The sequence below is a fragment of the Hungatella sp. genome (assembly GCF_046966825.1).
This window is the reverse complement of record NZ_JBKVCZ010000059.1, coordinates 10,553-30,263: the sequence shown is the minus strand read 5'-3', so window position 1 is coordinate 30,263 and position 19,711 is coordinate 10,553. Positions and strand designations below refer to the sequence as shown.

The following is a 19,711-nucleotide window of genomic DNA, read 5'->3' as shown; positions in this document are numbered from 1 at the left end:
TTCAATGGCAAATAAAAGAAAAGACAGAGAATGATATCGCAGATAAGAAAAAACAGAACGGGATATCAAAAGTGAAACACAGAGGAGGAAAAACACGTATGAAGAGAGCAGCCGCATGTCTGCTTGCATTGTGCCTGGTCGTACAGGGACCGGCAAGTCTGATGACCAGCTTTGCTGATTTCGGGCAGAGAGGAGTGGCGTCACCGTCGAACAGCGTATCGGCGAGTCCTTCTGATGCATGGAAAGAGAGTGACAGCGACAGTAAGAATGGGGAATTAAAGGTAGAAATTCGTGGAGTCCTTCCTGTGCAGAAGGCTGCGGAGTGGGAATTGTTTCTGACAAAGGACGAGGAACTGACCGATCAGGGTTCGGTGCAGTATGAGGCCGTGGAATCGGCCGGGGTCTATTCCTCCGGCAGTTACACATTTACAGACCTTCCGAAGGGGAAGTATCAGCTTCAGGTGAAGGCGGTAAATGGCGGTTATGAGGACTACATACAGAAAAATATTTCAATTAACGGTGACCGGGCGTCGATTCTGCTTTTAAACGACTACCCGGACAAATACGGCTATGCCGGGAATAAAATGCCCGGTGTAATCCGGATGGGTGATGTGAATGGTGACGGAACGATCGACAGCGATGATATGGAGGCTTTCATTGACGCCATTGATGAAGCAGACGGTAATTTCGCAGATTCCAGGTTCGATTTTAATGGAGACGGGCAGATAGATCTTGTAGACCTTCAGTATTTTACCATCTTCTATAAAAATAAGAGCAATACAGAGGCGACTGTAACGAGGCAGGCCCTGGTGGATACCGCTGCTGTTGTTGCGTCATCCAGCAATGCGTCGTTCTCCGAGGAGACGCTGAAGGAAGTATTTGCCGGAAATGACAGCGAGGCGTTGACGCTTACAGCGGAGACGGCGATCACACCGGAAACGCCAATTGAGATCACCGCAGACTTGGGACAGAGCTTAAAGGCGGAAGGATTTACAATCCAGCCGGTTACAGGTTCTGGAAACACCATCAAAGACGGCTGGGTCACGGTTGAATTGGAAGGCGAAGAGAAGCCTGTCGTATTCAGGATTGAGAACGGCGTGGCGGAAAGACAGACAGGGACAAGGAGGCGCGCGGCCTTTAGAAGCGCGCCTGAGGATTCCGCCGCTGGTAAGACCATTGTCATCGATTTGGGCAAACAGGTGGCGATCAAGAAGGTGACGATCAAAGTGACGGCTGCATTAGAAAAGGAGGCCACTCTGGTCGAGATATCCAAGGTGGAATTCTTAAATGATATGGAGAGCAGAATTCCGGAGCCGAAGATGAACATCCCGGAGGACTTAAAGGCTGTGGCAGGCAGCGAATCCTTTGATTTAACCTGGAAGCGCGCGGTAAATGTAACCGGCTATGAGGTCGAGATTACCGGTGAGGTAAAAGGCGGAGTCAAGTCTGAGGTGCTGCCGGTATCGGACAACCGTTTAAGCGTAAAGTCAATAAAAAATGAGGACCTGATAAACGGAAAAGAGTATACCGTGCGGGTGCAGTCTGTAAACGGGGCGTGGAGAAGCGGTTACAGCACGGCTGTGAAGGTGACGCCGGAAGCCTCCAAACGGCCTGACCCGCCGGAGGGAATTACGGTAAAGGGCAGTTACCGCAGCCTCGATGTGTCCTGGAAAAAGATGAAGGATACGGACACGTATTCTCTGTTTTACCGGGAATACGATGATGCCGACGGTAAATACACCAGAATCGACAACATTGAAAATACCAGCCAGATGATCCAGAATCTAAAGGATGAAACAAGGTACGATATCTATCTGACCGGTACGAACAAAATTGGGGAAAGTGCGCCTTCCATGCACTACAGCGGAACGACCGAGAGCCTCTATGCCCCCATAACGCCAAACTACAAACTGATCAATGTGGCAGGGGAGAACGGCGGAACCGAACATATCAAGGCGGTAAACAATCACGGCGGAAATGCCGACAGTGAGTTTGCGATTGTGGACAACGATATGGTGTCTGCGTGGGTGCGCAACGACTGGGATGCGGGCTGCGTTTACCCGGGAGAATCAAAATCACCAACGGTGACCCTCGACGACAGCTATACGATGGACACCGTGGTCCTTATTCCGGATCCGGCTCAGAAGTTTGCATATACCGATGCGACCTTCTTCTACTGGCCGGAGGGAAGCAGCACACAGGTGCAGGCAGCAGGCACCTTCAGCAGAAAAACCAGCTCTAACGGAAAAGTATATTATGAGTTCCAGACGAAACAGCCGGTAACGACAGACCGGGTTTCAGTCAGACTGACGGCAGGATACGGTACGGCCAACAGAATCAGCATAGCGGAGATGAAATTCTATCACTACGATCCGATTGAGCATGAGGTATACGATCTGTTTGCAGACGATATGCACATTTCTTTGAAGGATGGGGTGACTCAGGAGCTTATTAGCAGTCTGAGGGCGCGTCTGGATGAGAAGGATGAGGTAAGCGGGGAATTCCATCCAAAGAAAGAGATTCTGGAGAGAGAACTGGATATGGCAGAACAGCTTTTAACGGATGAGGCTCTGGCTGGAATTCTTACCATAGATAATCACGTAACGAAAAATGCGGACGGCAATATTACTTTTAAAGGCGGATTAAACGCCTGGCAGCCGCTTGGCATTACAGCCATGGCCGGAGACACGGTGCTGGTCTATGTGGGCAGCCCGTCCAGGAAGACTGGAGACAGCACGAATCTGCGCCTTATAGCGACTCAGTATCACGGGGAATCCAGCGCATGGTCGAACACGATCGGCACGCTGAAAGCGGGAATCAATGAGATAACCATCCCCCAGATCACTGCCCTCGACGTGGAGCAGGGCGGACAGCTTTACATCGAATATACCGGCGGGCAGGATAAGGAGACCTACAGTGTGAGAGTCAGCGGAGGAAATCACATTCCAACGCTGGATATAACGAGAGCTTCCGATTCCAATGCAAAGAGAGCCCTGGTGACGAAGTATGTGGAAGATCTGGAGGCCAGCACAGCGGAGCTGGAGGCAGACCATGAGAACCATAAAAAAGCCCATGACGGAGACTGGAGCGCTGCGCGGAAAAACTGTATTCTGGGCGCCACGGATATCGTGACGAGATATATGATGTATTCCGTTTCCTCCCAGCAGATACTCGCCGGATTATCAGGCGGAACTACGGAGGAAAAAGCGGAGCAGCTGTATCAGGCGCTGACGGCGGCCGATGAGATGGTAAATCTCTTCTACCAGCACAAGGGACTGAGCAGCGATCCCGATGCCGGAGTGAAAAATAAACTGCCGGTTAGCCGGCTGAATCTGCGCTACCAGAGGATGTTTGCAGGCGCATTTATGTATGCGGGCGGTCTGCATATCGGAATCGAGTGGGGATCCGTACCGGGCCTTACCAAGTCGGTTCCAGTGAAGACAACGCCGGAAGGCAAATACGAAAGCGGCCAGTACTTTGGCTGGGGCATCGCTCATGAGATCGGCCATGAAATTAATGAAGGCGCATATGCCATAGCCGAAATCACCAATAACTACTTCTCTGTGCTGGCGCAGGCCCGTGATACGAATGACAGCGTGCGGTTCCAGTATCCGGAGGTTTATAAGAAGGTGACGTCGGGCGTAACGGGGCGGTCCTCTAATGTATTTACACAGCTGGGATTATACTGGCAGCTTCATCTTGCGTACGATATGGGCGGTTATAACTATAAAACGTACGATACGTATAAGGAACAGTTCAACAATCTGTTCTTTGCCAGAGTGGATTCCTACGTAAGAAATCCGGAATCGGCGCCGAAGCCGGGCAACGTGGCGTTAAGCGTAAGCGGAGATGTGGACAACAAGCTCATGCGTCTGGCTTGTGCGGCGGCTGAAAAGAATATTCTGGAGTTTTTCGAACGCTGGGGTATGGTGCCGGATGAGAACACAAGAAAGTACGCGGAGTAGTTTGAGAAGGAGACAAGAGCAATCTGGTTTGTAAACGATGAGGCAAGGGCTTACGTGCTGGAGAACGGCAAAAATGGTTCTGTGGCAGCCAGCGCCACGGTCGAGGCTGACTTAAGCTACAGGCCGAATTCCAACGAGGTGACAATTCATCTCGGAAGCCAGTCGAAGCAGCCGGAGGCAATGCTGGGATACGAAATCTACCGTTCCGAAACCATCAAGAGCCATGTAGAGAAGAAACCGGTCGGCTTTGTGACCGCGGACCAGACAGAATTTGTCGATTCCATTTCTACTATTAACAACAGAGTTTTCACCTACGAAGTGGTAGGCTACGACAAGTACTTAAATGCCACAAAACCGGTGGTACTGGAGCCGGTTAAAGTCTCCCACGGCGGTGTGATTGATAAGTCAGACTGGACCGTGACCACAAACATGGTCTCGGCAGAGGACAAAGTGGATGAGGAGATAAATCCGGATGTGGTAACCATGGAGGCCATCGGAAAGGTCATCGACAACGATGCAGGAACTACCTATACAGGAAAGACGGTAGCCGGAAGTAACGGAAAAGTACCTGCGGCCTCTGTCACCATTCATTTAAACAGAGAAGAGACCATCACCGGTTTCACGTATAAGCTGAGTAAGGCGGATAACGCGGCCGGAAGTCCGATCGGCAATTTTAAAGTGGAGATCAGCGATACCGGCGCAGATGGTTCCTGGACCCAGGTCAAGGCCGGAACCTTCGCCGTAGCGCAGGGACAACTGGCGAACGGCAGTCAGACCGTCTATTTTAACAAGAATGACGACACCTGGCTGTATGCCTATGACACCTCATACGTAAGGATTACGGCGGTGGACCAGAAGGGAACCGATATTTCCATTTCGGAGATTGATCTGCTGGGGCAGACCGGAGACGACATCGACTTTGGTCAGACGGATTCGATTGGCCTTTTGAAAGAGGATTACCATGCCGGACATGGAGAGAGCGGCGAGGCCGTTATTCCGGCGGGCTCCCTCCTGTTCACAGGAACGTATAAAGGGAATCCGGCGTACAATGTGGTCCTGCTGTATGATGAGCAGGGAAAGATTGTGGGCGGTACCGATGCAGAAGGAAATATATTGGCAGCACAGATGATCTTTGCGGAAGTGCCGGAGCACGGAGAGCTGGGTGAGACCAGCAGCGGAACGTGGATCTATTACATCGAACCCGAAAACCTTAAAAATGCCGCTCTTCCAAAACGTGTGAGAGCGGAGCTCTACCGGGTAGACAACGCACATGACAACAGGGGAGAACGTCTTGTCAGCAACACTCTGTTTGTCGATGTGCCGGAGACACTGCCGGAGATCGAGATAAAAGCACAGGACTGAACGTACAGGAGGAGAAAATATGTTGCAGCGACTTATGAATAAGAAAGTAATAATTGGCCTGCTGGGAATCCTGATCCTGCTTGCAGCGTTTGGCCGTATTATGACAACACCGGCGGAGGAATACCGGTTTGTCACATGGGAAAAGGGAACCAATGATCATGAAGTAAAAGTGAGTATCATGCTTTCTGCACGGGAGGACGTGCAGAAAGCGGGAACCTTTCAGGTTCAGCTCGGCGTTGCCTCCGATGATTCGGATGGGATAGAGAGCATAGATTTTAAGTTCGACAGCGCTATAAAAAACAATTCTGATATTACGGTGCAGTCGTATCGCTATAACCGGGATAACGGAACATTTACGATCTACGTATCGGGGACAGCGGATGATATCCTGAAAAAGGGTACTGCGTTGAATCTTGGAACGATTGTGGTAACCGCGGACAGTGATGTGACGTTTTCGGTTGAGACGGAAGGCTGCAAGGTGGCCGATGATACGTTTACGGAAAGAACGCTCACTGTGTTCGGAAGTCAGGACGATTATACGGTTAAGCGGGATACGGCAGATGACGAGACGCCGGATGGCACGGCACCGGATGAGACACCGGACGGAACGTCGCCGGACGAGACGCCGGATGGAAACGTACCGGACGAGACGCCGGACGGAACGACGCCGGACGAGACTCCGGATGGAACGGCACCAGACGAGACGCCGGATGGCAATGTACCGGAAGAAAAGCCAGAGCGGGAAGATTCCTCAAACAGCGTGTGGAATGATCCGGAAGAAACGAGCGGAAGCTGGAAGGCAAAGGACGGAATCTGGAACTTCGAAAAGGAGGACGGTACCTATGCGCAGAGCGAGTGGATCAAAGTCGGCGGAGAGTGGTACTGGATCGGTGCTGACGGCCGGATGATTACCGGCTGGATTCATTTAAACAATGTCTGGTATTTCTGCAGCCCGTCAGGGGCAATGAAGACCGGATGGGTCAATACCGGAGACCACTGGTTCTATTTCAACCCGTCCGGAGCGATGAAGACCGGCTGGGTTCAGGAAAAAGGCTATTGGTATTATATGGGAGAATCCGGAGCGATGAAGACCGGATGGGTTCAGACAGACGGAACGTGGTACTACCTGGATGAATCCGGCCATATGCTGGCAGATACAGTAACACCGAACGGCGTCAGAGTCGATAAAAATGGCGTCAGGGTCGATTGAACAGCAGAATAAATGGAATAACAGAATATATGGAATAACAGAATAAAAATGCGAGGGACTGTTTTAGGAGTATTCTTAAAACAGTCCCTCTTCTGGTATTAAACGCTTACAATTTTGAGCGCATCCGTTATCGCTGTTTCATTTTCCTGCACAAAATGAAACAGTTTTGTTGCATCCTCCGCGCACCGCACGTCGGAAATTCCAGTGTACCAGGCGGCGAAGAGAAGCTCGATATTTTCCATTACCCAGGGAAATGCCTCCTTTTCCACGGCGGTCAGTGTAATCTGGCTCTCATATCCGGCCACCGTTTCAGCGATCATCTGAAGCCATTCATTTTTGCCGGGGCGGAGAGTTTCCTCCCCTGCCAGCAGCCCCATCAGGAAATAGCAGAGATCGAAAATCCTGATATTTTTCTGGCTTAAGTCGAAATCGATGTAACCGGTAAATTCGCCTTCCTGGAAAAGGAAGTTTCCAAAATGGACATCTCTGTGAATCAGCTGGAATGGAAGTCTGTCATACATGTGTTCCAGGCTGGAAACGGCGGTCTCATAATCAGACTGTGCAATTACCGTCCAGCAATTTTTGTTCAGTTCATCCTTTACCCAGCCCTTCATCTCGCTTAACAGGCTGTTGTCCCAGAAGTCCAGCTCCTCCTCACATGTCTGGAAGGCCAGATGAAGCCTGCCGATTATTTGACCCATCTGACAGGTGAGCTTTTTCACCTCTTTGATATCCTTTGCTGGTGCTCCGGGAAGTTTCCTTGTCACCATATAACAGCGCTCTTCGCTGCATAAGTAATCCGTGCCCTCGCTGGTGGAAATCACTTCGGCTGCCGGTATGTCCATGGAGCGCAGCACCTTCATAATCTGTACATTCCGCTCCAAATCACTGAACCTTTCATATGCCTTTAAGATATAGGTTCCTGAGACTTCCCATACGCAGTCCTGGATCTGCCGGATTTCCCCGGATTCCAAACCCCAGTGTCCGATCAATGCAGATAGTTTCATTTTCTCCTCCTCAAACTGTTTTCGTTCTCCGGCGATAATCCGGTAAATCAGGTATCTTGCCTGCAATGCAGTGCTATGATGCCAGTATACCATAAAAAGAAGTCGGGAGGCTGCTCATTCACTATTCTGCCAGGAAAATGATCACGGCTTCCCTTGGACTGCCCTGCTTGCTTATATACAAATAAGCATGAGTTTGCCTGGTATGGAGTTTGATATTTCATTCAGGCCATGGTAAAATAGAAGCTAAATAAATGGATCGAATGAAAAAGGTGGTAGAGATATGATGGAGCAATTATCGCTTTTTGACGACCGGGCTGCCGTGGGGCCGCTGGCAAGCAGGTTGAGACCGAGTGGGCTGGAAGAGTTTGTAGGCCAGAAGCACCTCCTGGGAGAGGGGAAGGTGCTGCGCCGGATTATTGATCAGGACATGGTGTGTTCCATGATCTTCTGGGGACCGCCGGGAGTGGGAAAGACCACGCTGGCCAGAATTATCGCCAACCGGACCAGGGCTTCCTTCGTGGATTTTTCCGCCGTCACAAGCGGAATAAAGGAAATAAAGGAAGTGATGGCCCAGGCGGAGCGGGACCGTCATATAGGTCTGCGTACGCTCGTATTTGTGGACGAGATCCACCGCTTTAATAAGGCCCAGCAGGATGCATTTCTTCCCTATGTGGAAAAGGGAAGTATCATCCTGATCGGAGCAACGACGGAGAATCCCTCGTTCGAGATTAACGCGGCTCTTCTTTCGAGATGCAAGGTTTTCGTACTCCAGGCACTCCAGAGCGATGACCTGGTAATGCTTCTGCACCATGCCCTGACGAGTCCTCTCGGGCTGGGAGATCAGAGAATCGGGATTACGGAGGACATGCTCCGGATGATCGCTCAGTTTGCCAATGGTGACGCGAGAACGGCACTCAATACGCTGGAGATGGCAGTCTTAAACGGGGAGATCAGCGCGGAGGAAACCACGGTGACAGCCGAGGTGCTGGAGCAGTGCATCAGCCGTAAGTCCCTTCTGTACGATAAAAATGGCGAAGAGCACTACAACCTGATTTCCGCCCTTCACAAATCCATGAGAAACAGTGATCCGGACGCGGCGCTATACTGGCTCGCCCGTATGCTGGAGGCCGGAGAAGATCCGCTCTATGTGGCAAGGCGGCTGATCCGTTTTGCCAGCGAGGATATCGGCATGGCGGACAGTCAGGCGCTTACTCTGGCGGTCTCTGCCTATCAGGCCTGCCATTTTAACGGGATGCCTGAGTGCAACGTCAATCTGGCACACACGGTGATCTATCTGTCCATGGCACCGAAATCCAACTCCGCCTACGCGGGCTACGAACACTGCAAGGAGGACGCCCTGCATACACTGGCAGAGCCGGTTCCCCTCGTGATCCGCAACGCGCCGACGGGACTGATGAAGGAGCTGCATTATGGAGAAGGCTATCAGTACGCCCACCAGACAGAGGACAAAATCGCCGCCATGCAGTGTATGCCTGACTCCCTGAAAGACAGGAGGTATTATGTCCCCACGGAAGAGGGGAATGAGAAGGCGGCGAAGAAGCGGTTAGAGGAAGTGAAGGCGTGGCGAGAGGCGCATGGGATGTAAGGGCAGGCAGTAAAGAATTATTTTCTGCGGATTGAAGCTGCGGTTGTGGTAAGCTGGCTGAGTGAAATTACTGATTATTTGGTGATTTCACTCAGCTTTTTTTATTCATTTCCTGCAGAAATGATGCCTGAGAGCTGCCAGTACAAAAATTTTAATAAAAAATCGTTTCATTATAGATACTACAAACGACTGACTTATAAGCAGGTGAGCGTTTAAAACGTCTGATTAATTGAAAATAGGCGTTATAAACGCTCGGAAATACTTTTGTCGTGAATTATGATTATTATCAGGAGGTATTATAATGAATGAGCAATTTATACGTAGTCGGCTTTCCGGATTACGAGAAGAAAAACAGGTCTCAGAGCGAAAGATGAGCTTGGATTTAGGACACAGCACCAGCTATATTCGTAGTATCACCTCTGGCAGAACGCTTCCGTCAATGAGTGAGTTCCTTTATATATGTGAGTATCTTGGAATTACGCCAATGGAATTTTTTAATGATAGAAATAACACTTCGCTAATGCAGCAAAAAGCAATTGATTATATTTATTCAATGCCGGAAAAAGATGTATGGCTGATGCTTGAATTTATTGAGAGAGTAAAAGATAAGGATCTATAGCTTACCGGGCAGGAGGGTAGGGAGGATTACCATATTTCTTTGTAAAGGGGAGAGGAAATGATATGATTTCAATTGCCATTTGTGATGATGATAATGATTTCCGATTGTTACTTAGGGATGCAGTTTATAAAATGATAGAGAGTCATGGAGAGCAAGCTGTTATTGAAGACTTTTCAGATGGCCAGACATGCCTTTCACAGCTTGGGAGCAGAAAATTTAACATTCTCTTTCTGGATATAGAGATGCCGGGAATGGACGGCTTTTCCATGGCCGGGAAAATGCAAAAGAGTTATCCAAACATAGTCTTGATTTTCGTCTCTTCCCATGAAAGCCTGGTTTTCCAGTCATATGAATACGATACATTCTGGTTTATGCGTAAGAGTGCGTTGATAACCGATTTGAAAAAAGCAATTGATAAGTATTTTGCGCGTATCGTTTATAATGAATTATATTATGTGGTAAATGCACAAAAAGTCTATTATAAAGACATTCTGTATATCGAATGCAATGGGCATTTGATTACAATTAAAACAGCAGACAGAACTTATAGCATGTGCGGCAGCCTTAAAAAATTGGAGGAAGAATTAACGCCCTATCAATTTATTCGTGTACATAAGAGTTTTTTGGTAAATATGAAGCAGATTAATGTGATTCATAATGATAAAATAATCCTTACCGATAACAGCAGTGTATTACTTAGCAAATCTCGAAGAGCAGAAGTTAGAAAACTGTATTTTAGAGGAGGCGCTTAAACATGGGGTGATGATCGAACTGATTGCAAATGCTGCGACATCCATAATTGGGATTCATTTTATTAGCCGGTATTGTCAGCCAAAGTATGCGGGGAGAACCAGAATCCTTTACAAAATGTCCGGTGTTCTTGCTTATTTTACAACCGTATCGGTTTTGAATTTTCTTATGCCCTTTGAGGGGGTACTGGGACTGGCATATCTTCTCGTAATGCTTTTGTATGCCCGCATCGCCTGTAAAGGGAGTATAGTTGAACATGCCCTTGGAACCGTGATATGGGCGTGCATTATTCTCTTCTCCACAGTGCCGGTTTTTGAATTTACAACTCTCATTACGAACCATAATATTAATAATTTATTGATGTCCAATTATTATCTGAGGACAGAGATGCTGACTGCAGTAACAATTCTGAAATTCATATTATGCAATTTCATGTTAATGATTAAGAAAAACAAAGGCCTTTTCCTGAATAAAAATGAAGGGTATGTTCTCATTGGCTTTTGTTTCCTTATTCTGTTTCTGACATTAGGTTTTTTTACGATGGAACTGACCTGGGAAAATGAAGTAATACGTCACTTTACGTCTCTATTTCTCCTGTTTGGCACGATGCTTATGATTTTGCTTATTTATAACGTGTTTAACAGCTTGAGCAGTCACAATTTGAAGGAGATTTCCCGGAGCTATACCAATAAGGCGATTGGAATGCAGGGAGAATACGTGAAGGATATTGAAAACTTAAATAAGAGATTACAGATTCAGAGACATGATACCCGGGGGAATTACGTTGCTTTACATATGTTTTTACAGTCTGGCTTGTATGAAGAGGCTGCAAGGTATCTGGAAGAGCTGGAAGACAATGAGAAGAAGTATAATGAATTGCCGGATCTGACGGATAATGATGGACTGAATGCTATCTTGTATAAGTCCTGTTTAGACTGTGAATCAATGGGGATTACATTAACCTGCATCATTCATGCGGATGTAAAGAGAATAAAGAACAGTGATATGGGGATTCTGATGTATAATTTGATGACAAATGCAATAGAGGCCACTTCCATGGCGGATAAAAAAGAAATTGATTTGGAGATTGGAAACTATCACGGATATTTGAAATGTAAAATGAGCAACACTGTACAGGAGTCCGTACTTAAGAAAAATCCAAAGCTTAAAACAAGTAAAAAGGATAAAGAATACCATGGATTTGGGATGGAAAGCATTCACCAGGTAATAGAAAAATACAACGGTCACTATGATCATTGGGAAGCCGACGGAAAATTCATTCAGGAATTATATCTGGAATATCCTTCATAAAGAAGAAAAAAATGACAGCAAAGCAGGTGAGACTGTTGATCTGTAAGCTTTCGGCCATGCTGGCTGGTATGCTGGAACGAGAAAAAATTATTAGAGCTGAAGACAGGGCTGTGTATGAATATGGTTTTCAAATAACCATTGCAAATATTACGAATGCCTTAATCGTATTGTTAATTGGTCTTGTAACGCATTCGATTGTGAGGGTTCTTATATTCTATACAGTTTTTCTTAGTATGCGGATGTTTTGCGGCGGATTCCATGCAAAAACATATACCCGGTGTTTCTGTCTGTTTGGTACAACCTGCCTGTTATGTACGGTTGCGAGCTATGGAGTTATGGAATTTACTAATGTACTGTCAGCTGCAGTGATATCTGCAGTTTTACAGGGACTGTGTCTGTATCAGATGGCGCCGGTTGAAAATGAGAATCATCCACTCAGTAAAGCGGAAAAAAAGAAGTTTCGAAGTTACAGTATGATTGTGTTTGTATTTTGGGTTCTGATTATGTTCTTGATGTATACAAACAAGTATTACATGATCGCAGCGGTTATCTCAGTCACGCTGCTATCTGTATCAATACTAATGTTAATAGCAAAACAAAAGCGGGGAGGTGAAACAGATGGGTATGAAGAAGAAAGGTCTTGAGATATTAGCAAAGATTGCGTCCAATGCTGCGAAACGAGCAGAAGGAAGAGCATCCGAGTGGGGCGGCTACCAGCCAAAACGTCCGGTAAGAAAGTAAATTAAATATGACAGGGGCCAGTGAAGAGAGCTGCCGCACGGATCAAATTATCGTGTGGCAGCTCTCTTTCTATATCCGTAAACAGGAATGAAATTTACCACCGGTACTAATAAAAATCCCGTTTATGCAATATTTGTCCCGTTTATGCAAGACGTATTGAAATATTTTATGTTCGTGATTTAATAGTAGCAAAGAGACGTGATTCTAGAAGAGAAGGGGGCGGAGCACTATGAGAAAAAACTGAAATGATAAGTGTTGTAAAATGTTGGCTTAATTTTGTACCAATCCGCTCAATAATAAAATCTTTCAATGGGAATGAAGGGGAAAAGTTATGAATCGAAAATACAAAAGATTATATGGCCAGTTCAGCCGGCGCTTTTTAAGCTTCCTGCTGATTTTTACCATGGTTGCACCGGACATGATGCCTATGGTATCCTACGCAGCCGAGTATCTGAATAACCAGCCGCGATATGTCAATTTTGAACGTCCGGAAAAGCTTTCCATAGAGGATTTGGAGCTTGCCAGTGATTCAGATGCAACAAAGGAAGAGACAAAAACGCAGAATGATTCTGATGCTGATAACTCCAAAGATATAAGTGAAGTAAAACCAGCCACTCCATCCAATGCGGACTTAAGAGAACCGGAGAATTTCTATGAGCCGCTTGAGATTGAGGAACCGGAGGGCAGGCTCGTTCAGTTCAACGACAATTTCCGTACCTATGAGGTAGGGGAGCGCAGCTACGTTACCGTGATGGGAGGATACTCCGGCCTTTACAAGGATGAAGATGGGAAGATATCGCGTGTAGACAACACACTGGTTTCTTCCGAAACAAAAATACAGATGGAACGGTCTGCCGCCTATATACTCGAAGGAGATGACCCCTCCGGTATGGAGGAGGATTCTGCTCTGTTCTATGAGGAGGAAAGCGAAGAGATCCCGTCTGTCTACAAAAATGCTTCCGGCGCGATTGATGTGACCATCCCGTCAAAACCGACCTACTCCAGGGGCATTAAGGTGGCGCTGGCCTCCAGCTCTGATGCGATTGAGATGATTCCCTCTGGCGGCATTTTTAAAAAGAGTGCTGCAGCAGGAAATGCGATTCGCTATAATAATGTCTATCCCGGCATAGATATTCAATATACCCTGCGCGGAGATACGGTAAAAGAAGATATTATTCTTCTGAAACCTACGGATCAGAATACATTTTCCTACGAGGTAAAGACCTCCGGGTTAAAGGCCGCACAGTCCGGAAAGAACATTATATTTTACAGGACAAGCAGGAAATCGCCTGTATTTCTCTTAGAGGCGCCTTATATGATCGATGCCGCCGGCGAGACGAGCACCGATTTATCTATGAAGCTGGGACGTGGGTCGTATGGCAGCTACGAGATATCCGTCACTGCAGATAAAAAATGGCTGGATGCAGAAGAGCGGCAGTATCCGGTACGGATTGATCCGGCCACCGCAGTTCCGTCAAATGAGTTTATCTTTGCAATGGCATCACAGGGCCAGCCGAATGCCATATTTAACTGGGATGGAAATGCATATGTTGGCTATGTAGACAGCAATTTAAAGAATTGCCGCCAATACGTTGCATTTAATGAAAATGACTGCGAAAGCATTACCTCTATGCTGCAGGATGCGAACGCGGTCTGCAGCAGTGCGATATTTACCGTCACAGCCAGGACCAACAACAGCAGCAATGCAAATGTATTTACCGTCGGTACGCCCACCGTGGGCTGGGATGCCCATAAAATCAACTGGAATGGAGCTCCGCCCTTTACAGAGACCGGAATCAGACAGTCAGCGCCGGGCGAGAACATGGCTATGGACTTTGATATTACAGAGACCATGAACAGCTGGATCACAGGGAAGACACCACAGGCCGGATTTGTCATTAAGGCAGACCAGGAACCCGGGGCTGATACGCCGCAGGAACTGCGCGTTCCCGGTGAGATTCTGTATAACAGAAAAGACGCCATGGGTCCGAAGATCACCGTGGAATGGGAGGGGGATAACCCTGGAGGCAATCCGGAAGACTTTCCGGTAGCAGACACGACTATTACCGTGACGCCATCTGTCAGAAAAACCGATATCGAGGGCGGCTCTGCCACCGGTGTCCTGGCTCATGGAAAAACTACCGGTGATGCTGAGGTAACCTGGGAACTGATTGACACATCAACCGGTGAGAATGTGACTGGCAGCAAGGCCACCGGTGAGGATACCGTCCTGTATCCCAAATTCGATCTGGCGGGTCTGGAGCATGATTTTACCGTGATCCCGAAATCGAACTGGCAAAGCGACGGCATTGATTTAGAATCGCTTAAGACAAACACAGTCTACCAGTTTAAAGCAGAAGCTGAGGCGGAGATAAAGGATGAATCTGGAGAACCTGCCGGAGAGACAGAAAAATCCGGAGAGAAGCTCTCGGATACCTTTCTGATCTATCATGTTCAGCAGGATGATCTTGTTCAGCGAATTGCGAGGCATTATAAAGTAAATCCCAATACGATTGCAAAGGACAATCATATCTACTTAAATCAGTTGACAGAGATGGATACGTATCTTTTTATCCGCAATCCTGATCCCGATGCGGGAGAGTACAACTTTGAGAATCTGACGCCATGGGAAGAACTGGTATTATCAGGGCTGCTGCAGGGGGCGGGCGTATACTGTCCCTTTGGTTTCGAGCCTGTCAACTTAAATACCGGAAACTTCTATATGTCACAGGCAGATGCGCTGCTTACAGAGCTTGGCGGGGATTTCGAAGTACAGAGGGCCTACAACTCCTTACTGCCGGACAACCGTTCTGAATTTGGCCGGGGGTGGAGCGGCTCCTTTGGCGAACATTTAACCATGCTTCCGGATGGAAGAATATTGTACCGCCAGAACGATGGCGCGATGCTGCCATTTACCAGGGAAGGCGATATTTACAAAGGGCCGGAGGGGTATGATCTCGTATTAAAGCCTCTGGATTCCTTCGACGTAGTTCTTCCGGAAATTCCAAAACCGCCGGTAGCGACTGCCTCTGAGGCGTCCTACGCAGCAGAGAAACCGATGCTCCTGGCAGACGATGAAACAGCAAATGACGAAAATGAGACAGAGCCTGGAACACCGGAAGAACCGGAAAATCCGGAGGATTCTGAAAATTCCGAAAACTCAAAGCCCAGTGTTGCCGGATGGGAACTCAGCTATCTGGATGGCTCCAGCCTCCTGTTTGATAATGCAGGTTTCCTGCACTATAAGAAGGACAGAAAAGGAAATACCACGACTTATACCTATGATAATGATTACAGACTGACAGAGGTAAGGACTGCGTCAGGAAAAATCTTTGATGTGGAGATGGATGACCACGACCGGATTACCTCCATTACGCTGCCGGATGGGGAGGCAGTTTCTTACGAATACGATGAAGATGGCCGGTTGATTTCTGTGACTGATCCGGAAGGCGGAATCCGCCGTTATGAGTATGACGATGAGAACCGCATGACTGCGTGGTATGATGAGAATGGAAACAGGGTTATTCAGAACACGTATGATGATGAGAACCGTGTAATCTCCCAGGTGGATGCCAGTGGAAATACGGCAGCGCTGGAATATTTTGACGACCACACCATCACCACTGATAATAAGGGAAATAGAACGGTATACTGGTTCGATGAGCAGAAGCGTACCACAAAGATCGTGTATCCGGATGGTTCTTCGATAGCCAGAGAATATGATGCGTCGGGCCATCTTGCTTCTGAAACGGATGAACTGGGAGTTACGACCTCCTATGCCTACGATGATAATGGAAACGTTCTGACCATCACCAGAGAAGACGGCAGCCAGGCTTCCTACACCTACAACGAACAGAATCAGCCGCTGACTGCCACGGATTACGAAGGGAATACTACTTCATTTATCTACGATGAACAGGGAAATCTGCTCTCTATGACAGATGCGGAAGGAAACACTGTCTCCTGGAGCTACGATGAAGTAAACCGCATGATCTCCATGACAGACGGAAATGGCGGAACCAGTACGTATACGTATGACGGAGCCGTCCCTGTGAGCTATACCGACGGAGAGGGAAATACGTATACCTTCACCTATGATGAGATGAACCGTCAGCTGACAGCCGGCGACCCGCTGGGCAGCTCCGAGGTATTTGTCTATGATCGGAAAGGCCGGCGTGTCTCAGAGACTGCGAAAGATGGTGGAACGATCAGCTACGAGTTCGATCCTGCCGGCTGTGTTCTGTCGATTACGGACGCCATGGGTGTGAAAACAGATTTCACCTATGACCGGATGTACAACATTCTGTCCGGTACGGATGCCATGGGAAATACCCTGACCTATGAGTACGATGAAAACTATAACAAAGTGAGAGAAACCGATGCCAAAGGCAATGTCACTTCCTACGCTTATGACAGCCGCGACCGCCTGATAAAAGTAACCGATGCCCTCGGAAATGATATGACCTACACATTAGACGGCAAAGGACATACAACTGCAGCAACAGACCGTCTAGGAAATACGGTAAAAGCAGGATATCACAAGCTCCTTGGCGTTCCCGTTACGATGGAAGACGCCCTGGGAAATACCGTGTATTACCGGTATGACCGGAATGGAAATGTGAAGAAGACCATCTATCCGGACGGAAGTGAAGTTTCCTACACGTATGACCGTGCCGGCCATATCGTCAGCACAACCGCGCAGAATGGCCTTGTAACGGCGATGTCCTATGATGGAAACGGCAATATCATTCGGATCACTGATGATGAAACCCGCGTCTATACATTTGAGTATGACCGCAGCAATCGTCTGGTGAGAAGTGTGGATCCGCTGGGCGGTGTTACGGAATATACGTATGATGCGGCCGGAAACCAGACCGGGACAACCGATGGCAACGGCCACAATACCGAATACGCTTATGACGCGGCCGGAAGACTGAAGGAGATCACCGACGCTCTGGGGCAGACCACCGGCAGCGATTACGATTTAAACGGAAGAACATTAAAGACAACAGACGCGTTGGGAAACAGCAGTACATACCATTATGACGTTCTTGGCCAGATGCGGGCCGTCACCGACGCGGCCGGAAGCGTGACCGCCATGGATTACGATTCTCTCGGCAACGTCTTAAAGATGACCGATGCATTAAAGGGTGAGACCTCCATGGAGTACGACGCGTTAAGCCGTACCGTTAAGGTGACTGACGCCATGAGCGGGGCATATGCCTATGAGTATGACGCGGAAGGCAATCTGATCAGCATGACCATGCCGGATGGAGACAAGGTTTCCATGGAATATGATGCAAAGGGCCAGATGAGTGCCAGCACCGACGAGGCAGGGGTGGAGACCACCTATGAATACGATTCCATGGGGCGGATAGTAAAAGCTTCTGATAATACCGGAAATACCATGGTCTACGAATATGATCTTGCCGGAAATCTGATCAAACAGACGGATACGATCGGAAGAACTGCGGTCTATGAATATGACAAGTTTAACCGCCTGATCCGCGCGACTGGAACCGACGGGGCGGCGACAGCGTATGAATATGACGCCCTCGACCGCCTGATCCGTGTCACTGAGGCCGATGGAACGGCCACATCCTACGAATACGACAAGGTAGGAAACGTGATCGGGATCACAGAGCCGGGCGAAGCTGTCTATACCTACGCATACGACGCCATCAACCGGATTACCGGAAAGGTTGACCCGCTGGGAGCAGCGACTGCATTTGCCTACGATGCAAACGGTAATCTGACGGAGGCTACAGATGGAAACGGAGTAAAAAACGCATATTCGTATGATGTCCTGAACCGCATGACTGCACTGCAGGATGGAAATGGCAATAGTACCGGTTATGAGTACGATGAACTGTCCCGCCTCCTTTCCATTACAACACCGGAGGGAAGTAAGCAGGAGTACCGTTACGATGCGTTAAGCCGCATGACAAAGGCAAAGGATGCCAATGGACTGATTACGGAATATCAGTACGATGTGATGGGCAATCTGGTAAAGGAAATATCGCCGAAGGGGGCGGAGACCAGCTATACCTACGATAAGCACGACGAATTAACGAGTATCACCGACGCCATGGGGAATGTAACCGCCTATGAGGTGGACTTAAACCGCATGGTAACGAAGATGACACAGAAAAATGGCGGAGAGTATGCATATACATATGACGCTGTCCACCGCCTGACTGGAATTACAACACCACTGGGACTAAATCGCCGCTTTACGTATGATAATGGTGACAATATCACAAAGGATACAGACAGCCTTGGCCGTACCACGGCCTTTGAATACGATATTATGCACCGGATGACGAAGGCAGTCAACGCAAAGGGCGGAGTGGAGACCTACGAGTATGACATCCGCGGTAATTTAAATGCGGTGACGAATGCCATGGGCCATAAGAACACCTACGTCTATGACCTGATTGACCAGATGAAGGAAAGCGTGGATCCGGAAGGAAAGGCGACGAAGTTTACCTATGACATGGTAGGAAATGTAACTTCTGTAGCGAGGCCGGGAGAACGCACCACCAGCTACGCGTATGATAACAACTACAATATAACGGCGCTGACAGACCCGAAGGGCTATATTTACAGGAATACTTACGATAAGGACAACCGGCAGATTACGGCAGCTGACCCGCTGAACCAGACTCAGTCTGTTACCTATGATGCGGGAAGCAGAATTACAGCCCTGACCGATAAGATGGGACTGAGCCAGGAGTTTACGTATGATAACCATGGTAATGTGACGGCCGCGAGGGCGACGGATGGCCTGATCACCCATTTCCAGTACGATATTCTGGATCGTCTGACAATGGTTACCGACCCGATGGGAAATGACACTCTGTATGCGTACGACGTGATGGGAAATATCACAGCAATGACTAATGCTGAGAAGAATGTAACGAAGTATGCGTATGACCTGGAAGGCAACATGACCTCTTTAACCAGCCCGATGGGCAGGAAAGAGCAGTTCGCTTATGATGCCGGCGGCCGGATGACAGAGCGGATGACAGCGAAGGGCGACACGATCCGCTACGATTACGATGTCCTGAACGGGCTTGTGGAAAGACGACAAAGACCAGAACGGCGCTGAAGCCGATCACCCGTCCAGATGGGCTTAAT

At 48.2% G+C, this 19,711-nt stretch carries 10 protein-coding genes; 9 read left to right on the top strand and 1 reads right to left on the bottom strand.

All coding sequences use genetic code 11. The features are described 5' to 3' along the window. Positions 1-98 precede the first annotated feature (98 nt). From ACLTD4_RS18040 to ACLTD4_RS18030, 3 genes are read left to right on the top strand one after another with little or no spacing between them, the layout of a single operon-like run. Positions 99-3,965 (top strand): fibronectin type III domain-containing protein, encoded by a 3,867-nt coding sequence (locus ACLTD4_RS18040; protein ID WP_243008211.1) that lies wholly within the window; start codon positions 99-101, stop codon positions 3,963-3,965. 54 nt (positions 3,966-4,019) lie between these two features. Beyond that, positions 4,020-5,327, top strand: coding sequence for a discoidin domain-containing protein (locus tag ACLTD4_RS18035; RefSeq protein ID WP_243008210.1), 1,308 nt, complete (start codon positions 4,020-4,022; stop codon positions 5,325-5,327). Positions 5,328-5,346: 19 nt separating this feature from the next. Next, a complete protein-coding gene (locus ACLTD4_RS18030) occupies positions 5,347-6,537 on the top strand; it encodes a hypothetical protein (protein ID WP_117621680.1) in 1,191 nt (396 codons plus the stop codon). A 98-nt stretch (positions 6,538-6,635) separates the two neighbouring features. Here the strand turns inward: ACLTD4_RS18030 and ACLTD4_RS18025 are convergent, their stop codons facing one another. Beyond that, positions 6,636-7,544 (bottom strand): phosphotransferase enzyme family protein, encoded by a 909-nt coding sequence (locus tag ACLTD4_RS18025; protein ID WP_181988557.1) that lies wholly within the window; start codon positions 7,542-7,544, stop codon positions 6,636-6,638. Positions 7,545-7,827: 283 nt separating this feature from the next. Between ACLTD4_RS18025 and ACLTD4_RS18020 the strand changes: the two genes are divergently transcribed. The 6 genes from ACLTD4_RS18020 to ACLTD4_RS17995 all read left to right on the top strand — a co-directional run bounded on the left by ACLTD4_RS18020 (position 7,828) and on the right by ACLTD4_RS17995 (position 19,682). Continuing rightward, positions 7,828-9,150: a replication-associated recombination protein A gene (locus ACLTD4_RS18020; RefSeq protein WP_117621721.1), complete on the top strand. Its 1,323-nt coding sequence runs from the start codon at positions 7,828-7,830 to the stop codon at positions 9,148-9,150. Positions 9,151-9,451: 301 nt separating this feature from the next. Beyond that, complete coding sequence (locus tag ACLTD4_RS18015; RefSeq protein ID WP_002603611.1) at positions 9,452-9,769, top strand: helix-turn-helix domain-containing protein; 318 nt, start codon at positions 9,452-9,454, stop codon at positions 9,767-9,769. A gap of 62 nt (positions 9,770-9,831) precedes the next feature. Further along, the gene (locus ACLTD4_RS18010) at positions 9,832-10,521 is read left to right on the top strand and encodes a LytR/AlgR family response regulator transcription factor (protein WP_002603612.1); all 690 of its coding nucleotides are present in this window, start codon (positions 9,832-9,834) and stop codon (positions 10,519-10,521) included. 10 nt (positions 10,522-10,531) lie between these two features. Continuing rightward, on the top strand, positions 10,532-11,830 hold the full coding sequence (locus tag ACLTD4_RS18005; protein WP_117621682.1) for a GHKL domain-containing protein: 1,299 nt from the start codon (positions 10,532-10,534) through the stop codon (positions 11,828-11,830). 11 nt (positions 11,831-11,841) lie between these two features. After that, positions 11,842-12,474 (top strand): accessory gene regulator B family protein, encoded by a 633-nt coding sequence (locus tag ACLTD4_RS18000; protein WP_117621683.1) that lies wholly within the window; start codon positions 11,842-11,844, stop codon positions 12,472-12,474. A 428-nt stretch (positions 12,475-12,902) separates the two neighbouring features. Further along, entirely contained in the window at positions 12,903-19,682 is a 6,780-nt protein-coding gene (locus tag ACLTD4_RS17995; RefSeq protein WP_412331458.1) for a DNRLRE domain-containing protein, read from the top strand. Positions 19,683-19,711 lie beyond the last annotated feature (29 nt).

Excerpts from the sequence above, each read along its gene's own strand:
- ACLTD4_RS18040 (WP_243008211.1), top strand. The coding sequence starts at position 99 with ATGAAGAGAGCAGCCGCATGTCTGCTTGCATTGTGCCTGGTCGTACAG.
- ACLTD4_RS18010 (WP_002603612.1), top strand. The coding sequence starts at position 9,832 with ATGATTTCAATTGCCATTTGTGATGATGATAATGATTTCCGATTGTTA.
- ACLTD4_RS17995 (WP_412331458.1), top strand. The coding sequence starts at position 12,903 with ATGAATCGAAAATACAAAAGATTATATGGCCAGTTCAGCCGGCGCTTT.
- ACLTD4_RS18005 (WP_117621682.1), top strand. The coding sequence starts at position 10,532 with ATGATCGAACTGATTGCAAATGCTGCGACATCCATAATTGGGATTCAT.
- ACLTD4_RS18000 (WP_117621683.1), top strand. The coding sequence starts at position 11,842 with ATGACAGCAAAGCAGGTGAGACTGTTGATCTGTAAGCTTTCGGCCATG.
- ACLTD4_RS18025 (WP_181988557.1), bottom strand. The coding sequence starts at position 7,544 with ATGAAACTATCTGCATTGATCGGACACTGGGGTTTGGAATCCGGGGAA.
- ACLTD4_RS18020 (WP_117621721.1), top strand. The coding sequence starts at position 7,828 with ATGGAGCAATTATCGCTTTTTGACGACCGGGCTGCCGTGGGGCCGCTG.
- ACLTD4_RS18015 (WP_002603611.1), top strand. The coding sequence starts at position 9,452 with ATGAATGAGCAATTTATACGTAGTCGGCTTTCCGGATTACGAGAAGAA.
- ACLTD4_RS18030 (WP_117621680.1), top strand. The coding sequence starts at position 5,347 with ATGTTGCAGCGACTTATGAATAAGAAAGTAATAATTGGCCTGCTGGGA.